Annotated in this window: 16 protein-coding genes and 1 pseudogene; 12 read left to right on the forward strand and 5 right to left on the reverse strand. The window is 67.8% G+C overall.

Annotated elements, in window-relative coordinates:
• Positions 1 to 124 precede the first annotated feature (124 nt).
• Complete coding sequence (locus tag VG502_RS08215; RefSeq protein WP_325549547.1) at positions 125 to 583, forward strand: pyridoxamine 5'-phosphate oxidase family protein; 459 nt, start codon at positions 125 to 127, stop codon at positions 581 to 583.
• Between the two features lie 98 nt (positions 584 to 681).
• Positions 682 to 1,161, forward strand: coding sequence for a hypothetical protein (locus VG502_RS08220; RefSeq protein WP_325549548.1), 480 nt, complete (start codon positions 682 to 684; stop codon positions 1,159 to 1,161).
• 29 nt (positions 1,162 to 1,190) lie between these two features.
• On the opposite strand, the gene sigJ is transcribed toward VG502_RS08220, so the two are convergent.
• A complete protein-coding gene (gene sigJ, locus VG502_RS08225) occupies positions 1,191 to 2,081 on the reverse strand; it encodes an RNA polymerase sigma factor SigJ (RefSeq protein WP_325549549.1) in 891 nt (296 codons plus the stop codon).
• Positions 2,082 to 2,236: 155 nt separating this feature from the next.
• Here sigJ and VG502_RS08230 point away from each other — a divergent pair, with 155 nt between their 5' ends.
• From VG502_RS08230 to VG502_RS08250, 5 genes are all read left to right on the forward strand, one after another.
• The gene (locus VG502_RS08230; protein WP_325549550.1) at positions 2,237 to 2,974 is read left to right on the forward strand and encodes an SDR family oxidoreductase; all 738 of its coding nucleotides are present in this window, start codon (positions 2,237 to 2,239) and stop codon (positions 2,972 to 2,974) included.
• A 13-nt stretch (positions 2,975 to 2,987) separates the two neighbouring features.
• A complete protein-coding gene (locus VG502_RS08235; protein WP_325549551.1) occupies positions 2,988 to 3,482 on the forward strand; it encodes a hypothetical protein in 495 nt (164 codons plus the stop codon).
• A complete protein-coding gene (locus VG502_RS08240; RefSeq protein ID WP_325549552.1) occupies positions 3,439 to 4,374 on the forward strand; it encodes an alpha/beta fold hydrolase in 936 nt (311 codons plus the stop codon). The genes VG502_RS08235 and VG502_RS08240 overlap by 44 nt, the downstream gene beginning before the upstream one ends.
• A 109-nt stretch (positions 4,375 to 4,483) precedes the next feature.
• Positions 4,484 to 5,665: an MFS transporter gene (locus VG502_RS08245; RefSeq protein ID WP_325549553.1), complete on the forward strand. Its 1,182-nt coding sequence runs from the start codon at positions 4,484 to 4,486 to the stop codon at positions 5,663 to 5,665.
• A 91-nt stretch (positions 5,666 to 5,756) separates the two neighbouring features.
• Entirely contained in the window at positions 5,757 to 6,206 is a 450-nt protein-coding gene (locus VG502_RS08250; protein WP_325549554.1) for a MarR family winged helix-turn-helix transcriptional regulator, read from the forward strand.
• A gap of 19 nt (positions 6,207 to 6,225) precedes the next feature.
• Here the strand turns inward: VG502_RS08250 and VG502_RS08255 are convergent, their stop codons facing one another.
• From VG502_RS08255 to VG502_RS08265, 3 genes are read right to left on the reverse strand one after another with little or no spacing between them, the layout of a single operon-like run.
• Positions 6,226 to 6,648 (reverse strand): type II toxin-antitoxin system VapC family toxin, encoded by a 423-nt coding sequence (locus VG502_RS08255; RefSeq protein WP_325549555.1) that lies wholly within the window; start codon positions 6,646 to 6,648, stop codon positions 6,226 to 6,228.
• Positions 6,645 to 6,878 (reverse strand): type II toxin-antitoxin system Phd/YefM family antitoxin, encoded by a 234-nt coding sequence (locus tag VG502_RS08260; RefSeq protein ID WP_325549556.1) that lies wholly within the window; start codon positions 6,876 to 6,878, stop codon positions 6,645 to 6,647. The genes VG502_RS08255 and VG502_RS08260 overlap by 4 nt, the downstream gene beginning before the upstream one ends.
• A gap of 56 nt (positions 6,879 to 6,934) precedes the next feature.
• Entirely contained in the window at positions 6,935 to 7,309 is a 375-nt protein-coding gene (locus VG502_RS08265) for a VOC family protein (protein WP_325549557.1), read from the reverse strand.
• A gap of 149 nt (positions 7,310 to 7,458) precedes the next feature.
• Between VG502_RS08265 and VG502_RS08270 the strand changes: the two genes are divergently transcribed.
• Entirely contained in the window at positions 7,459 to 8,205 is a 747-nt protein-coding gene (locus tag VG502_RS08270) for a YoaK family protein (protein ID WP_325549558.1), read from the forward strand.
• A 74-nt stretch (positions 8,206 to 8,279) separates the two neighbouring features.
• Here the strand turns inward: VG502_RS08270 and VG502_RS08275 are convergent, their stop codons facing one another.
• Complete coding sequence (locus VG502_RS08275) at positions 8,280 to 8,951, reverse strand: Pr6Pr family membrane protein (RefSeq protein ID WP_325549559.1); 672 nt, start codon at positions 8,949 to 8,951, stop codon at positions 8,280 to 8,282.
• 189 nt (positions 8,952 to 9,140) lie between these two features.
• On the opposite strand from VG502_RS08275, the pseudogene VG502_RS21830 reads away from it, so the two are divergent.
• From VG502_RS21830 to VG502_RS08290, 4 genes and pseudogenes are all read left to right on the forward strand, one after another.
• Positions 9,141 to 9,659, forward strand: a pseudogene (locus tag VG502_RS21830) (GTP-binding protein); the annotation flags it as partial.
• A gap of 9 nt (positions 9,660 to 9,668) precedes the next feature.
• Complete coding sequence (locus VG502_RS08280; protein WP_414655719.1) at positions 9,669 to 10,874, forward strand: hypothetical protein; 1,206 nt, start codon at positions 9,669 to 9,671, stop codon at positions 10,872 to 10,874.
• Between the two features lie 79 nt (positions 10,875 to 10,953).
• Positions 10,954 to 12,426: a bifunctional phosphatase PAP2/diacylglycerol kinase family protein gene (locus tag VG502_RS08285; protein WP_325549561.1), complete on the forward strand. Its 1,473-nt coding sequence runs from the start codon at positions 10,954 to 10,956 to the stop codon at positions 12,424 to 12,426.
• 104 nt (positions 12,427 to 12,530) lie between these two features.
• Positions 12,531 to 12,968, forward strand: a complete 438-nt coding sequence (locus tag VG502_RS08290; RefSeq protein WP_325549648.1) for a Fur family transcriptional regulator — start codon at positions 12,531 to 12,533, stop codon at positions 12,966 to 12,968.
• Positions 12,969 to 12,986 lie beyond the last annotated feature (18 nt).

The raw sequence follows: 12,986 nt of genomic DNA on the forward strand, positions 1-12,986 counted from the left end.
AGGCCATGTCCGGTTCCACGTCGAGCACTGGTCCGGCGCCTCTCGGAGTGGCAGGGTCTGTCGGAGTGGCAAGGTCGTTGTCACACATCAGTTACTGATACGCCCGACAGCGAGAGGTGGAGGCATGAGCGCGCTCTCGGTCGACGGAATCCTCGGGAGCATTCGCTACCTGGTTCTGGGGACGGCCGACGCGGACGGCAACCCATGGACGAGCCCGGTCTTCTTCGCCCTGCTCGACCGCGAGCGCGTCTGCTGGGTTTCGTCCCCGCAGAGTCGGCACTCGCGCAACATCGCCGAACATCCGGCCATCGCGATCACTGTCTTCGATTCGACCGTCGCGGTCGGATCGGCCGAGGCGGCATACTTCGACGCGACCGCCGCGGCGCTCCCGCAGGACGAGGTTCCCGGAGCGCTCGCCGCACTGAATGCCCGCCTTCCCGCAGGCAAGGAACTGGACACCGAGGACCTCGAGCCGGCCGGTCCCTTGGTCGCGTATGCCGCCACGCTGCGGCGACGCTACGTGCTCGTCCGCGGGGGAAGCACGGAGTCGACCCATGCGTTCGACACGACGGTTGAGATCTGAGTTTGCTTGACAGCTGGTCGATTTCGCTCGGACGCTCCGATATGAATTCGTTACCTTCCGACGGCCAACCGCGGTCGGAATCTGGGAGTCTTCCAGTCATGAACACTCGGGGCTACGCCATCGCAACCACACTGACAACTGTCTGCGCGCTCGGCGCGATCGGCGCCGTGGGGCCATCGGCCCTCGCAGCGACACACGACATGACCGGCGTCGCGCACCTGGCAACGACCTCGCCGGTGCTCGGATCGGCACACAGCTTCACTCACGGTCTCGGCAGCAGCCGCCCGAAAACCGTTGACTTCGGCGGCGATCCGACCAGCTACATCAAGAATGTCCACTGGACGTCATGGGGCGGCAAGGTCGCCACCGGGACCGGCACGGCGTGCCGGCCGCCGGCCGACGGACCGATCGCCTACTGCAAGCCCACCACCGCCAAGGTCAAGGCCTTCGCACTCGGCGGCTGCGCCAAGCACGGGCGCCCGGCATACACCAGCGTCGAGTGGTGGTTCCCGGTCGATGGCGCATTCAACCCGAAGAACAACTCGGTCTTCAATGCGTGCACCGCTGACGTTCGGTAGCCGAGCGCAGCGTGGTGCTTGGCGCTCACTCAGTTCCAGAGGGTGAGCTTCTGCGGGTTCATCACGAGGTGCACACCGGTCACCACACCGCCGGCAACCTCCAGCGTGGCGACCCCGAAGACACGGCCTTCGTTCCACAACGCGAAGCCGAGCCCGTCGGGCGTCTGTTGATCCAGCACCTCGGCCGACGGGTTCTTGGCGACCGCACCGAGCAGGAAGCGCGCGACATTGGTCGCGCCGGCCACCGGCCGCCTGGCAGCCGACACCACGCCACCACCGTCCGACCTGAGCACGACCTCCGGATCGAGCACCGCAACCAGGGCTGCCAGGTCGCCGGCGCGTGCCGCAGCCGCGAACGCCCGCACGGTTTCGTCGTGTTCGCCACGAGAAGCCTGCCGACTACGACCCTGCTGGACACGGCGACGCGCTGACGTCGCCAGCTGACGACAAGCCGCCGGCGAGCGCCCGACGACCTCGGCGATCTCGGCGAAGGGCACCGCGAAGACGTCGTGCAGCACGAAGGCGACGCGTTCCGCGGGAGTCATCGTCTCCAGCACGAGCAGTAGCGCGGTGCTCACCGACTCGTCGAGAGTCACCCGGTCGAGTGGGTCCGCGGCACTGTCCTCGGACACCGGCAAGGCATGTGCGGGCACCGGTTCCGGCAGCCACGGCCCGACATACCGCTCCCTGCGGTGCCGTGCGGAGGCCAGCACATTCAGGCAGACCCGGCTTGCCGCGCGGGTCAGCCACGCACGTGGCACGTCGATCGCGTTGCGCTCGTCCTGCGTGAGCCGGTACCACCGCAGATACGTCTCCTGCACGGCGTCCTCAGCCTCGGCGATCGTGCCGAGCATCCGGAACGCGAGCGCGATCAGGTGCCGGCGTTCGGCGAGCAGCTCCGCGGGTTCATCGACGGCCATGGCGACCTCCTTCGACCATCTGACCGTATGCCGACAGCAAATGTGAGGTGCCGACCTCACATTTCTCGCGACCACCCGGTCATGGAGGGTATGACGACAAGACCCCGCACTCCCCTCACCACCGAACGAGCCACCGCCACCGAGCGCGCGCTGCGATGAAAATCGTTGTCGCCGGCGCGACAGGCACTCTTGGACGGCACGTCGTGGACGCCGTACGCGCGGCGGGCCACGAGCCCGTCGCGGTCAGCAGGGAGTCCGGCGTCGACTTGACGACCGGCGCCGGGCTCACCGACGTCCTGCACGGCGCGGGCTCCGTCATCGATGCGTCCGCCACGAGCAGCACGTCCACGAAGGCATCGGTGCAGTTCTTCGAGACGGTGACTCGCAATCTCCTCGCCGCGGAGCAAGCGATCGGAGTGACCCACCACGTCGCCGTCTCGATCATCGGCGCCGCCGAGGTCAACAGCAACTACTACGCGGGCAAGGCGGCCCAGGAGCAGATCCTGCTGGCGCTTCCGTCGGGTTGGTCAATGCTGCGAACCACCCAATTCCACGAGTTCACAGAGCAACTTGTCCACCACGGCAAAGTCGGTCCCATCCAGGTGGTCCCCCGGATGCGTTCGCAACCGATCGCCGCGGCAGAGGTCGCGGCCGAGATCGTCGGTCTCGCAGTCGGCGAGCCGCGCGGCCTCGTGCAGGACCTCGCCGGCCCGCGCGAGGAGAACATGGCCGACCTGGTCCGGCGCCTGCTGGACGGAAGCGGCCGGGTTGTCGAAGTGCCGCTGCCCGGCGCCTGGGGGCGCGCGATGCGGAACGGCTCGCTGCTCCCGCAGCCCGGGACACGGCTCGGCACACAGACGTATGACGAGTGGCTCGCCACACGGGCGCGTTGATCGGGTGCCCGCGATGACCACACCATCCGCTGCCCGGCCGCCGCGAGGCATCGTCACTTTCATCCGGATCGCACTCGCGGTGCTCTTCCTCGACGAACTCGTCGTCGGCGGGTGGAACGCGATCTGGCCGGCCGGCTTCTACCGGCACTTCCCGACCGTGAACCTGACTCCGCCCTTCAGCGAGCACTTCGCACGCGACTTCGGCGGCGCGACGCTGGGCATCGCGGTGCTGCTCGGCATCGCCCTGTGCGCACCGAGGGGACGTTTCACCCTGCCTGCCGCGATCGCCTTCTCGGTCTTCGCGGTCCCGCACTTCTTCTTGCACCTGCTGCATCGCGACGGCGCGAGCACCGGCCAATACCTCGCTCTCACCACTGCTAACGCGGTCGTGGCGTTGCTCGGTGTCGGGATCATCACGGCGAGCGCCATACTCGGGCCATCCGATGCAACGAAAGGGTCCCCAGATGGCGCTCACCGAGTTCGACTTCCCTTCACACAACGGCCGTGACCGGATCAAGGCCTGGATCTACGCACCGGCGACCACGCCGCGTGGCATCGTGCAGATCGTCCACGGGCTGGGCGAGCACTCCCGGCGCTACCTGCGATTGATCGGCAAGCTGCTGGACGCGGGCTTCGTCGTCTGCGCCGACGATCACGTCGGCCACGGAGCCACCGCCATGGCGTCGGGAGTGTGGGCGGACAGCGGCGCCGACGGTCTCACTGCGATCGTCGAGGACGAAGCGATCCTGCGCGAGCGCGCCCGTGCGGCATACCCGGACCTCCCCTACTTCCTCTACGGCCACAGCTGGGGATCGATGATCGCCCGTGCGTACGCCGCCCGTCACCCCGATCATCTCGACGGGCTCATCCTCGGTGGCATCGCCGCGAAAATGCGTGGCGCAGAAGCACTTCCGGTCGCCAAGGTCGAGGCCGCCATCGGCGACTCCGACGGCACGGGCGTCGCGGACGAGTTCATACCCACGCTCTTCGAGGGCGTGGTCGAGCGGTATGACGATGTCCGCGGCCCGACCGACTGGGTGGCGGCCGACCGCGGTGTCGTGGCCGACCACGCGGTGGATCCGCTGAACCGCTTCGGCGTCTCGATGACGCTGCGCTTCCTGCGCGACTTCCTCGAGCTGTATGCCGAGGCGAACGCCGACGACTGGGCCACCAAAGTGCCCAGCGAGCTGCCGGTGCTGATCCTGGCCGGTGACCAGGACCCCGTCGCCGGGTATGGCGAGGGCGCCTACCACGTCGCGAATCAGCTGTGGGCGAGCGGGAATCGGGATGTCCGCACGCGGGTCTACACCGGGTTCCGGCACGAGGTGCACAACGAGCCGCCGATCCGGGACGAGGTCGCTGCGGAGATCACCGGCTTCCTGGAGAGCCACCTGGCCTGACCCGACGGGCCGATGGCCGGGCAAACATCCGGCGCTTGCGTTTATACCGCGCGTGCAACTATTGTTCACGACGGTAATAACGACACGCAAACATTGGAAGGTTCACGCGATGCCCCTCGCACTCCTCGCCCTGGCCATCGGCGCCTTCGGGATCGGCACGACCGAATTCGTGGTCATGGGCCTGATGCCGCAGATCGCCGGGTCGTATGGCGTCTCCATCCCGACGGCCGGGCTGCTCGTCAGCGGCTACGCCTTCGGGGTGATGCTCGGCGCGCCGGTGATGACCGCGCTCGGCAACCGGATCAGCCGCAAGACGATGCTGATGCTCCTGATGGGGCTCTTCATCCTCGGCAACGGCCTGTCGGCGCTCGCGCCGACCTTCGGCATCATGCTGACCGGGCGGATCACCGCCTCCCTCGCACACGGCGCCTTCTTCGGCATCGGCGCGGTCGTGGCCGCGGATCTCGTCGCCCCGGCGCGGAAGGCGGGCGCGATCGCGATCATGTTCACCGGACTCACCGTCGCCAACATCGTCGGCGTCCCGGCGGGCACCTTCATCGGCCAGTCGATCGGCTGGCGGGTCACGTTCGCAGCGGTCGCCGGGCTCGGCGTGATCGGCCTGCTCGGGATCGCGAAGCTGGTGCCGCCGATGCCCCGTGCGCAGAGCGCGAACCTGCGCGGCGAGCTCGCGGCGTTCCGCAACATCCAGGTCGTGCTCGCGATGGCGATGACAGTCCTCGGCTTCGGCGGCGTCTTCGCCGCCATCACCTATATCGCACCGATGATGACCGAGGTCGCGGGCTACTCCGAGGGCGCCGTCACCTGGCTGCTCGTGCTCTTCGGCGTCGGCATGTTCGCCGGCAACCTGATCGGCGGGAAGTTCGCCGACCGCAACCTCATGCCGATGCTCTTCGTCACGCTGGGCGGGCTCGCACTCGTCCTGCTCGCCTTCACCGCGACCGCGCACAACAAGGTGCTGGCGGCGCTGACGATCATGCTGGTCGGCGGCCTCGGTTTCGCGACCGTGCCGCCGCTGCAGAAGCGGGTCCTGGATCAGGCGTATGGCGCACCGACCCTGGCCTCGGCGGTCAACATCGGCGCCTTCAACCTCGGCAATGCGCTGTCCGCGTGGCTCGGCGGAGTCGTGATCGGCGCCGGTCTCGGCTACACCGCACCCAACTGGGTGGGCGCGATCCTCGCCGCCTCGGCGCTCGGCCTCGCGATCTGGTCGGCCGCCCTGGAGCGCCGGCCGAGCCGTGCGCCCGCACTCGCGGAGACGGTGTGCGCCTGACGCACTCCGGTAAACTTGCAGGCGCCCGTAGTCGTCATACGACGTCTATCCGCCGGCGACACGAACACGCACGACCAGCAGGGAGCGACCCATGACCGCCACCGATCCGAAACTCACCGCACTCGTCAGCGGATGGGCCGCGCTCTCGCTGCTGCACGACAAGATCGAGACACGGATCGAGCGCGCCCTGCAGAGCGGGCACGACCTGAGCGTGCGCGAATACTCGCTGCTCGACGTGCTCAGCCGGCAGACCGACGACGAGGGCGGCCACCTGCAGATGCGGCAGGTCGCCGATGCGGTCGTGCTCAGCCAGAGTGCGACCACGCGACTGGTGACCCGCCTGGAGGATCGCGGGCTGCTCGCCCGCTATCTGTGCCCGACCGACCGGCGCGGCATCTACACCGATGTCAGCGCCGCCGGCCGGGCGCTGCTGAAGAAGGCGCGTCCGACCAATGACCGGGCGCTGCGGGAGGCGCTCGACGAAGCCGCGGAGGATCCGCAGCTGGCGCCGCTCGTCGACGCAGTACGCACGCTGAAGTGACCTAAGGTCATCATCCTCTTCAGCGGGTGTCGATCGTCGTCGCGATTCGCGCACCGATGATCGTCGCATCGCTCGTCACGAGCGGGTAGTTATAGCGAAGCGCCTGCGCGACAAGCATCCGGTCGAACGGGTCACGATGCGCCCATCGCAAGCCGCCCGCCCGGATTGCGTCTTCGGCATCGATCGAGAGAGCCTCCGCTTGCAGGTCTCTCAGGCTCTGCGACCAGGACTCGACCAGACGATCGCCACCAGGCAGCTTTCCTTGCCGAACCTTGATGGCAACCTCCCAGGCACTGGCCGCTGAGACGATCAGACCTGTCGACAGCTGGGCGAGACGCTCTCGGACTTCGGCGTTGATGCGATCGGGCTCGACGTTGAGGCTGAGGAAGGCGTTCGTGTCCAGCAGCACGACTCGTCCGCGACCGGACTTGCGTGCCGTCACTCGCCCTCTCCCCAGAGCGCGAGCTCGTCCTCCCCCATCGGAGCATCGAAGTCATCGGAAACCGAAATGACACCCGCGAACTGGCCCAGCTTGCGCGACGGCTCTTCGGCCTTCGTCAACACGGCAACAGGCCGTCCGTGACTGGTGATTGTCACGGTCTCCCCCGCAGCGACGGCGGCGAGCAGCGCGTTGAGCTTCGCCTTTGCCTCCGTGGTTGGCACTGTCTTCATAAGCTCAGATTAGCACCTTTCGAACCGGTCCTAAAGGTGCTGGCTCTGAATCGCGCTCACTGGCCGACGGGCGCGAAGAAGTTGACCAGGTTGCCGTCGGGGTCGCGGAAGAGCAGCGACCGGTTGCCCCACGGCATGGTGGTCGGCGTGTTGACGAACGTGTCGACGGTCCCCTGGAGGGCTGCGTAGGTCGCGTCGACGTCGTCGACCTGGAAGTCGAGGACGACCGAACGATTGGCTTTCGCCGCTGCGGCGTTCTCGCCGAGCAGCGGCACGGTCTGAGAGCTGGAGATCGCCAGAGTGCCTGTGGGAGTGCGGAGTTCGGCGAACAGCGGGTGCAGGCGGTTGACCTCGATGCCGGTCACCTTCTCGTAGAAATCGACCAGAGTGTCGACATCGTCGGTGATGATGCGGGTTGCGGCGAACTGCATGTGTGTTCCTTCGCTCGAGATGGCGCTGCGCGGTTGCGAGCACGACCAGACGGTAGGAGCGCTACCGGACGGCTCCGGTCCGGAAGGTGGCGTTCCCATCCCCTGGTTTCGATGCGGCCGTATGCCGCAGGCTCTCGTACCATCTGCTCGTGCGTCTCCCCTCCGCTCTGGCCAGAGCCGCAGGTTCGGAGCGCAGCCATGCCGCCAACCGGCAGCTGGCCATGCTGCTGGCCCTGGTGGCCGGAGTGCTGAATTCCGTTGGTTTCGTGGCGGTCTCGCTCTACACGTCGCACATGACGGGCCTGGTCGCGTCCACGGCCGACAACGTCAGCGGCCGCTCCTGGGCCGTCGCCGGGCTGGATGCGACCGCCGTGGCGTCGTTCCTCGTCGGCGCGGCGACGTGCGCCATCGTCTTCAACTGGGGACGACGACGGCATCGGGAAGCGCGCTATGCCAACGTGTTGGGGCTGCAGGCGATCCTCGTCCTCACCATCGCAGTGACCGCCGATCACCTCCGGTGGCATCACCGCGCGTGGGTGATCGTGCCGGTGTTGTGCTTCACGATGGGCCTGCAGAACGCCATCATCACCAAGATCTCCAGCGCGCAGATCCGCACCACGCACGTCACCGGCATGGTGACCGACATCGGGATCGAGCTGGGCAAGCTGCTCTATCGCAGCCGCACTCCCGGACTGCTGCCGGTGCTCCCGGACCTGCCCAAGTTGCGCATGCTCACCGAACTCGTCGGGCTCTTCTTCGTCGGCGGCGTGCTCGGATCGGCCAGTTATGTCGCTTTCGGCTTCGCGACGCTGCTTGCTCCGGCGCTGCTGCTCATCCTGGTCGCCGTGCCGCCCGTCCTCATCGACCGCAGCAGCCGGCGCTCCACAGCTGCGTAGGCGTCGGGCAGGGCGGCAAATGACCTGGTCACGCCGCCGCGCCATACGCCTGCCACCGCAGCCTTCAGCCGCCCCTATCGGAGTATGCGGCCGGGCAGCCGGGTGGCGCCGGCGACCACCGCAACGAAGATCGTGGCCGCAATGGCGACGCATATGCTCATCACCGCGACATAGCCGTACCCGTGTGGCTCCGGGTTGAGGAACGGGTAGGGATACCAGTCGGCGATCGGTCCTCGGATCAGCGAATAGGCAAGATAGACAATCGGATACGCGAGCCACACGAGCGCCGGGCGGAACTCGATGGTGCGCTCGGGCAGGTCGAGCAGCCAGTCGATGACCGTGACGATCGGCACGATGTAGTGCAGCACGACGTTCGCCCACGGCAGCGGGGTGTTGACGTCGATGTTGCTGAGCAGCAGGGCGTAGACGACACCGGTGATCGAGATGTAGACCGTGGCCGCGCCACGGACCCGGTCGAGCCAGAGCGGCTCCCGCCCGCCCCTCCTCAGCTGTATGACGGCGGCGATCGCGAAGACCACCGCGACGATGATGTTGGACTGGATCGTGAAGTAACTGAAGAAGTTTCCGGCCGTGGCCGGCACTGTCCTGGTCAGTGCCTCGACCAGTTGGACGATCACCGTGACGGTGATCAGCGCCGCCATCAGCAGCCGCAGGGCGGCGTGCACCCGCACCGGAGTCGCTGTTCCTGCGGTGCCCGGACCCCGCACCAGCTGTTCGGCTGTCATGGAACCTCACGGTAGAGGTCCGGCGGCCATACCGACGGGGATCACGCCGATCTGCGACTAATTCCGTTGCACCGACTTCGACAGGTCTGCTGCACTGAAGGAGTCCGGCCCGAACTTCGAGGAGTATGCCGATGCGCCGTCCTTCCTGCACCGCACCGATCCATTTCACTGCGGCCAAGGACAGGACCCATGCAAACTCTCAATCTCGGAATACTCGCTCACGTCGACGCCGGTAAGACCACTCTGACCGAGCGCCTGCTCTTCCACGCCGGTGCCATCGACAGCCTCGGCAGTGTCGACCGTGGGACGTCGGCGACCGACACCATGGAGCTGGAGCGCCGGCGCGGCATCACGATCCGGACAGCTGTCGCCACCTTCACCATCGGCGACCTGTCGGTGAATCTCGTTGACACGCCGGGACACCCGGACTTCATTGCGGAGGTCGAGCGCGCGCTCGGCATCCTCGACGGCGTCGTCCTGGTGGTCTCAGCCGTCGAAGGCGTGCAGTCGCAGACGCGCATCCTGATGCGGGCGCTGCAGCGGCTGCAGGTGCCGACGACCATCTTCATCAACAAGATCGACCGCGCCGGAGCCGACCCGGAGCGGGTGATGGAGCAGATCGCGCACCGGCTCAAGCCCACGCCCGGCACCCGCGTCCTGCGCGGGTCCGCCCGCACCGGCGACGGGGTTGACGACCTGGTCGGCGAGATCCGCCGCATGCATCCCGCGTCGAGTGATGCCGGCTCGCCGGTCTCGGCAACCGTCTTCTCCGTCGAGCGCGACGGCCGGGCGTGGATCCGGGTGCACGACGGCACGATTCGGGTGCGCGACCGGCTCGGCAAGCGGTCGCGGATCACCGCCATCAGTGACCCCAGCGGTGTGCGGGTCACGTCGTTGCGCCCCGGCGGGATCGGCGTGGTCACCGGCCTGGACCACCCTCGCGTCGGTGACCGGATCGGCGCCGACGGCGCTCGGCAGGTCAGCACACTGCGCCCGTCGACGCTGGAAACCGTTGTCGCCAGTCAGGATCCAGCGCAGCGCGGTCGGCTGCTGGCTGCGCTGGCGACGTTGGCCGACCAGGATCCGCTCATCAACCTCCGGCAGGACGACGACCGCGGGGAGGTCCGGCTGTCGTTGCACGGTGAGGTGCAGCGACAGGTCATCGCGGCCCGCCTGTCCGACGAGTTCGGAGTGTCCGCCACGTTCCGGCCGTTGTCGGTCGTGTGCATCGAGCGGGTTGCGGGCAGCGGCTCGGCACAGGAGATCATCGCGACACCGCCGAACCCGTACCTCGCGACGGTCGGCCTGCGGATCGACCCGGCGCCCGTCGGCAGCGGTGTGCAGTTCGACCTGGAGGTCGAGGCCGGGTCGATGCCGCCGGCGTTCTTCACTGCGGTGCGGTCGTCGATCGACGACACCCTGCGGCAGGGCCTGAGCGGCTGGCCGGTGACCGATTGTGTTGTCACCATGACGCATTCGGGCTACTGGGCACGTCAGTCCCACGCTCACGGCAGCTTCGACAAGTCGATGTCGAGCACCGCCGGCGACTTCCGATTGCTCACGCGCCCCGTGCTGATGCGGGCGTTGCGGCAGGCCGGCACGACGGTCTGTGAGCCGGTGGAGGCCTTCACCCTGGATCTGCTGCCGGAGCAGGTCCCGACCCTGCTCGGTGAGCTCGCCCGGTGGGAGGCCGACGTGACCCGCACCGAGATCGACGACCGTGACGCGCAGTTGGAGGGCGTCATACCGACGCGGTTGACGGATGCCATGCAGCAGCGGCTGCCGGATCTGACCAGCGGAGAAGGCGTTTGGGAGAGTCGGCTGGATCATCATCGCTCGGTGCGCGGGGTTCCGCCGGTGTCACCGCGGGTCGGTGTCGACCCGGGCGACTGGGCGGCATACGTGAAGGCACACCCGCGCTGACCCACCCTCCCGCTGGCCGCGGTGCGGACGGTGCGCGAGTATGACGGCACCACCATCCACACCGCGACAGGACAGTCCCGTGATCGACCGATTCAAACGCGTCCTGCAGGACGTCGACAACCTCGACGTGTCGATCTTCGAGAGCGTCGCCGCCGCCCGGAGTCCGGTGCTGGACAAGGTGATGCCTCGCCTGACCGACGCCGCGGACCATTCGCTGCTGTGGTTCGGGATCGCCGGCGCGTTGGGGGCCAGTCGTGACCGGCGCGCGAAACGTGCCGCACTGCGTGGCGTCGTGTCGATCGCAGCAACCAGTCTGATCGCGAATCAGGTTGCCAAGCGGACGAATCGGCGTCCGCGCCCGTCGATCGCCGCGCTGCCGGCCGGCCGGCTGTCCCGCCGCCTTCCGACGTCCGCCAGCTTCCCGAGTGGGCATGCGGCGAGCGCGGCGACCTTCGCGGCAGCGGTTGGCCTGGAGATGCCGGCGCTGTCCGCGCCGTTGCGCGTGCTGGCCGCTGCAGTCGGGTTCTCCCGCGTCTCGACGGGTGCGCATCACCCGTCCGATGTCGTGGCCGGGTGGATGCTCGGGACTGCGGTCGCCGGGGTCGGCGGGCGCCTGGTGCCCCCGGCGGAAGCGCCCTCCGTCATACAGCGCCCTGACGTCATACAACTGGAGGCGAAGCCGACCGGGTCCGGCGTCGTCCTGGTGGTGAACCCTGCGTCGCACAGTGGCGAGGGCGAGCGGGTGCTGGACAAGGTCCGCGACGAACTGCCCGACGTGGACGTGGTGGTGCTCGACGAGGATTCCGACGTAGAAGCGGTGATGCGCGAATCTGCCTCTCGTGCAGAGGTTCTCGGCGTCGCGGGTGGCGATGGGACGGTGCGCACGGCAGCAGCAGCGGCGCGGGACGCGGACATTCCACTGGCGGTGTTCCCGGCCGGGACGTTCAACCACTTCGCGAAGGATGCGTGGACGTATCCGCTGCGCGCGGCGATCACCGCCGTCAAGCAGGGCACCGCCGGCAAGGTCGACCTGGCCTATCTGAATGACGGGATCTTCCTCAACACGGCCAGCATCGGCGTCTACACCGACTTCGTCACGATCCGCGAGCGCAACGAGAAGCGCATCGGCAAGCCCCTGGCCGCGCTGTATGCCGGGGCACGCACCCTGTTGCGGTCGACACCGATCACCGTGCGGGTGGACGACCGGACCGCGGAAGTCGACCTGCTCTTCCTGGGCAACAGCGAATATCAGCCGCACGGGTTCGCACCGAGCTTCCGGGAACGACTGGACGACGGACTGGTCGACCTGCGGATGCTCGACGCGTCCGGTGTCGGGGCCACGCTGACGATCCTCGCCTCGCTGCTGACCGGCCAGCTCGGCCGGCACAAGCGCTATCACGAGATCCATGCGCCGTCGCTGAAGATCGAGGTGCTGCAGGGTGGTCCGGTGCGGATCGCACGCGACGGCGAGCTCGGCGAGGAAGCGGATGTGCTGGAACTACGCGTCGACCGGCGGGCGCTCACGGTCTACCGGCACGACGGCGCCTACTGAATGCCGGTCGGTCAGCGTCGGTGCATACGGTGGGCAATCCGACCCGGATGGATACCTCGAAAGAAAGACTTGACTCAGTCCAGAAAATGCACAAGGCTGGCGTCATGCCGGACTTCGAGGACACCTTGCGCGAGGCGGGACTGCGTGTGACGCGCCCGCGGGTCGCAGTGCTCGAGTCGGTGCGCGACCACCCGCACGCCGACTCCGCGTTACTGGCCGAGACGGTGCATGAAGCACTGCCGAGCGTCTCGCGCCAGGCGATCTTCGACTGTCTCAACACGTTCACCGAGACGGGGCTCGTGCGGCGCATCCGCCCGTCGGGCTCACCCGCGCGCTACGAGCTCAAGCGCAACGACAATCACCACCACCTTGTCTGCCGATCGTGCGGCACGGTCGTCGACGTCGAGTGCGCCGTCGGCACAGCTCCGTGCCTGCACGCATCGGACGACCATGGTTTCGTCATCGATGAGGCCGAGGTCATCTACTGGGGCTATTGCCCCGATTGCGCTGCCTCCCAACAGATTTCACCCGAGCGGGCCTGACACCCGCCGTTACGAAAG

It is taken from the genome of Flexivirga sp. (genome assembly GCF_035551235.1).
Taxonomy (GTDB): Bacteria; Actinomycetota; Actinomycetes; order Actinomycetales; family Dermatophilaceae; genus Flexivirga.

Excerpts from the sequence above, each read along its gene's own strand:
- VG502_RS08230 (WP_325549550.1), top strand. The coding sequence starts at position 2,237 with ATGAAAATCGTTGTCGCCGGCGCGACAGGCACTCTTGGACGGCACGTC.
- VG502_RS08265 (WP_325549557.1), bottom strand. The coding sequence starts at position 7,309 with ATGCAGTTCGCCGCAACCCGCATCATCACCGACGATGTCGACACTCTG.
- sigJ (WP_325549549.1), bottom strand. The coding sequence starts at position 2,081 with ATGGCCGTCGATGAACCCGCGGAGCTGCTCGCCGAACGCCGGCACCTG.
- VG502_RS08280 (WP_414655719.1), top strand. The coding sequence starts at position 9,669 with ATGCATCCCGCGTCGAGTGATGCCGGCTCGCCGGTCTCGGCAACCGTC.
- VG502_RS08240 (WP_325549552.1), top strand. The coding sequence starts at position 3,439 with ATGGCGCTCACCGAGTTCGACTTCCCTTCACACAACGGCCGTGACCGG.
- VG502_RS08275 (WP_325549559.1), bottom strand. The coding sequence starts at position 8,951 with ATGACAGCCGAACAGCTGGTGCGGGGTCCGGGCACCGCAGGAACAGCG.
- VG502_RS08215 (WP_325549547.1), top strand. The coding sequence starts at position 125 with ATGAGCGCGCTCTCGGTCGACGGAATCCTCGGGAGCATTCGCTACCTG.
- VG502_RS08235 (WP_325549551.1), top strand. The coding sequence starts at position 2,988 with ATGACCACACCATCCGCTGCCCGGCCGCCGCGAGGCATCGTCACTTTC.
- VG502_RS08250 (WP_325549554.1), top strand. The coding sequence starts at position 5,757 with ATGACCGCCACCGATCCGAAACTCACCGCACTCGTCAGCGGATGGGCC.
- VG502_RS08290 (WP_325549648.1), top strand. The coding sequence starts at position 12,531 with ATGCCGGACTTCGAGGACACCTTGCGCGAGGCGGGACTGCGTGTGACG.
- VG502_RS08220 (WP_325549548.1), top strand. The coding sequence starts at position 682 with ATGAACACTCGGGGCTACGCCATCGCAACCACACTGACAACTGTCTGC.
- VG502_RS08260 (WP_325549556.1), bottom strand. The coding sequence starts at position 6,878 with ATGAAGACAGTGCCAACCACGGAGGCAAAGGCGAAGCTCAACGCGCTG.
- VG502_RS08245 (WP_325549553.1), top strand. The coding sequence starts at position 4,484 with ATGCCCCTCGCACTCCTCGCCCTGGCCATCGGCGCCTTCGGGATCGGC.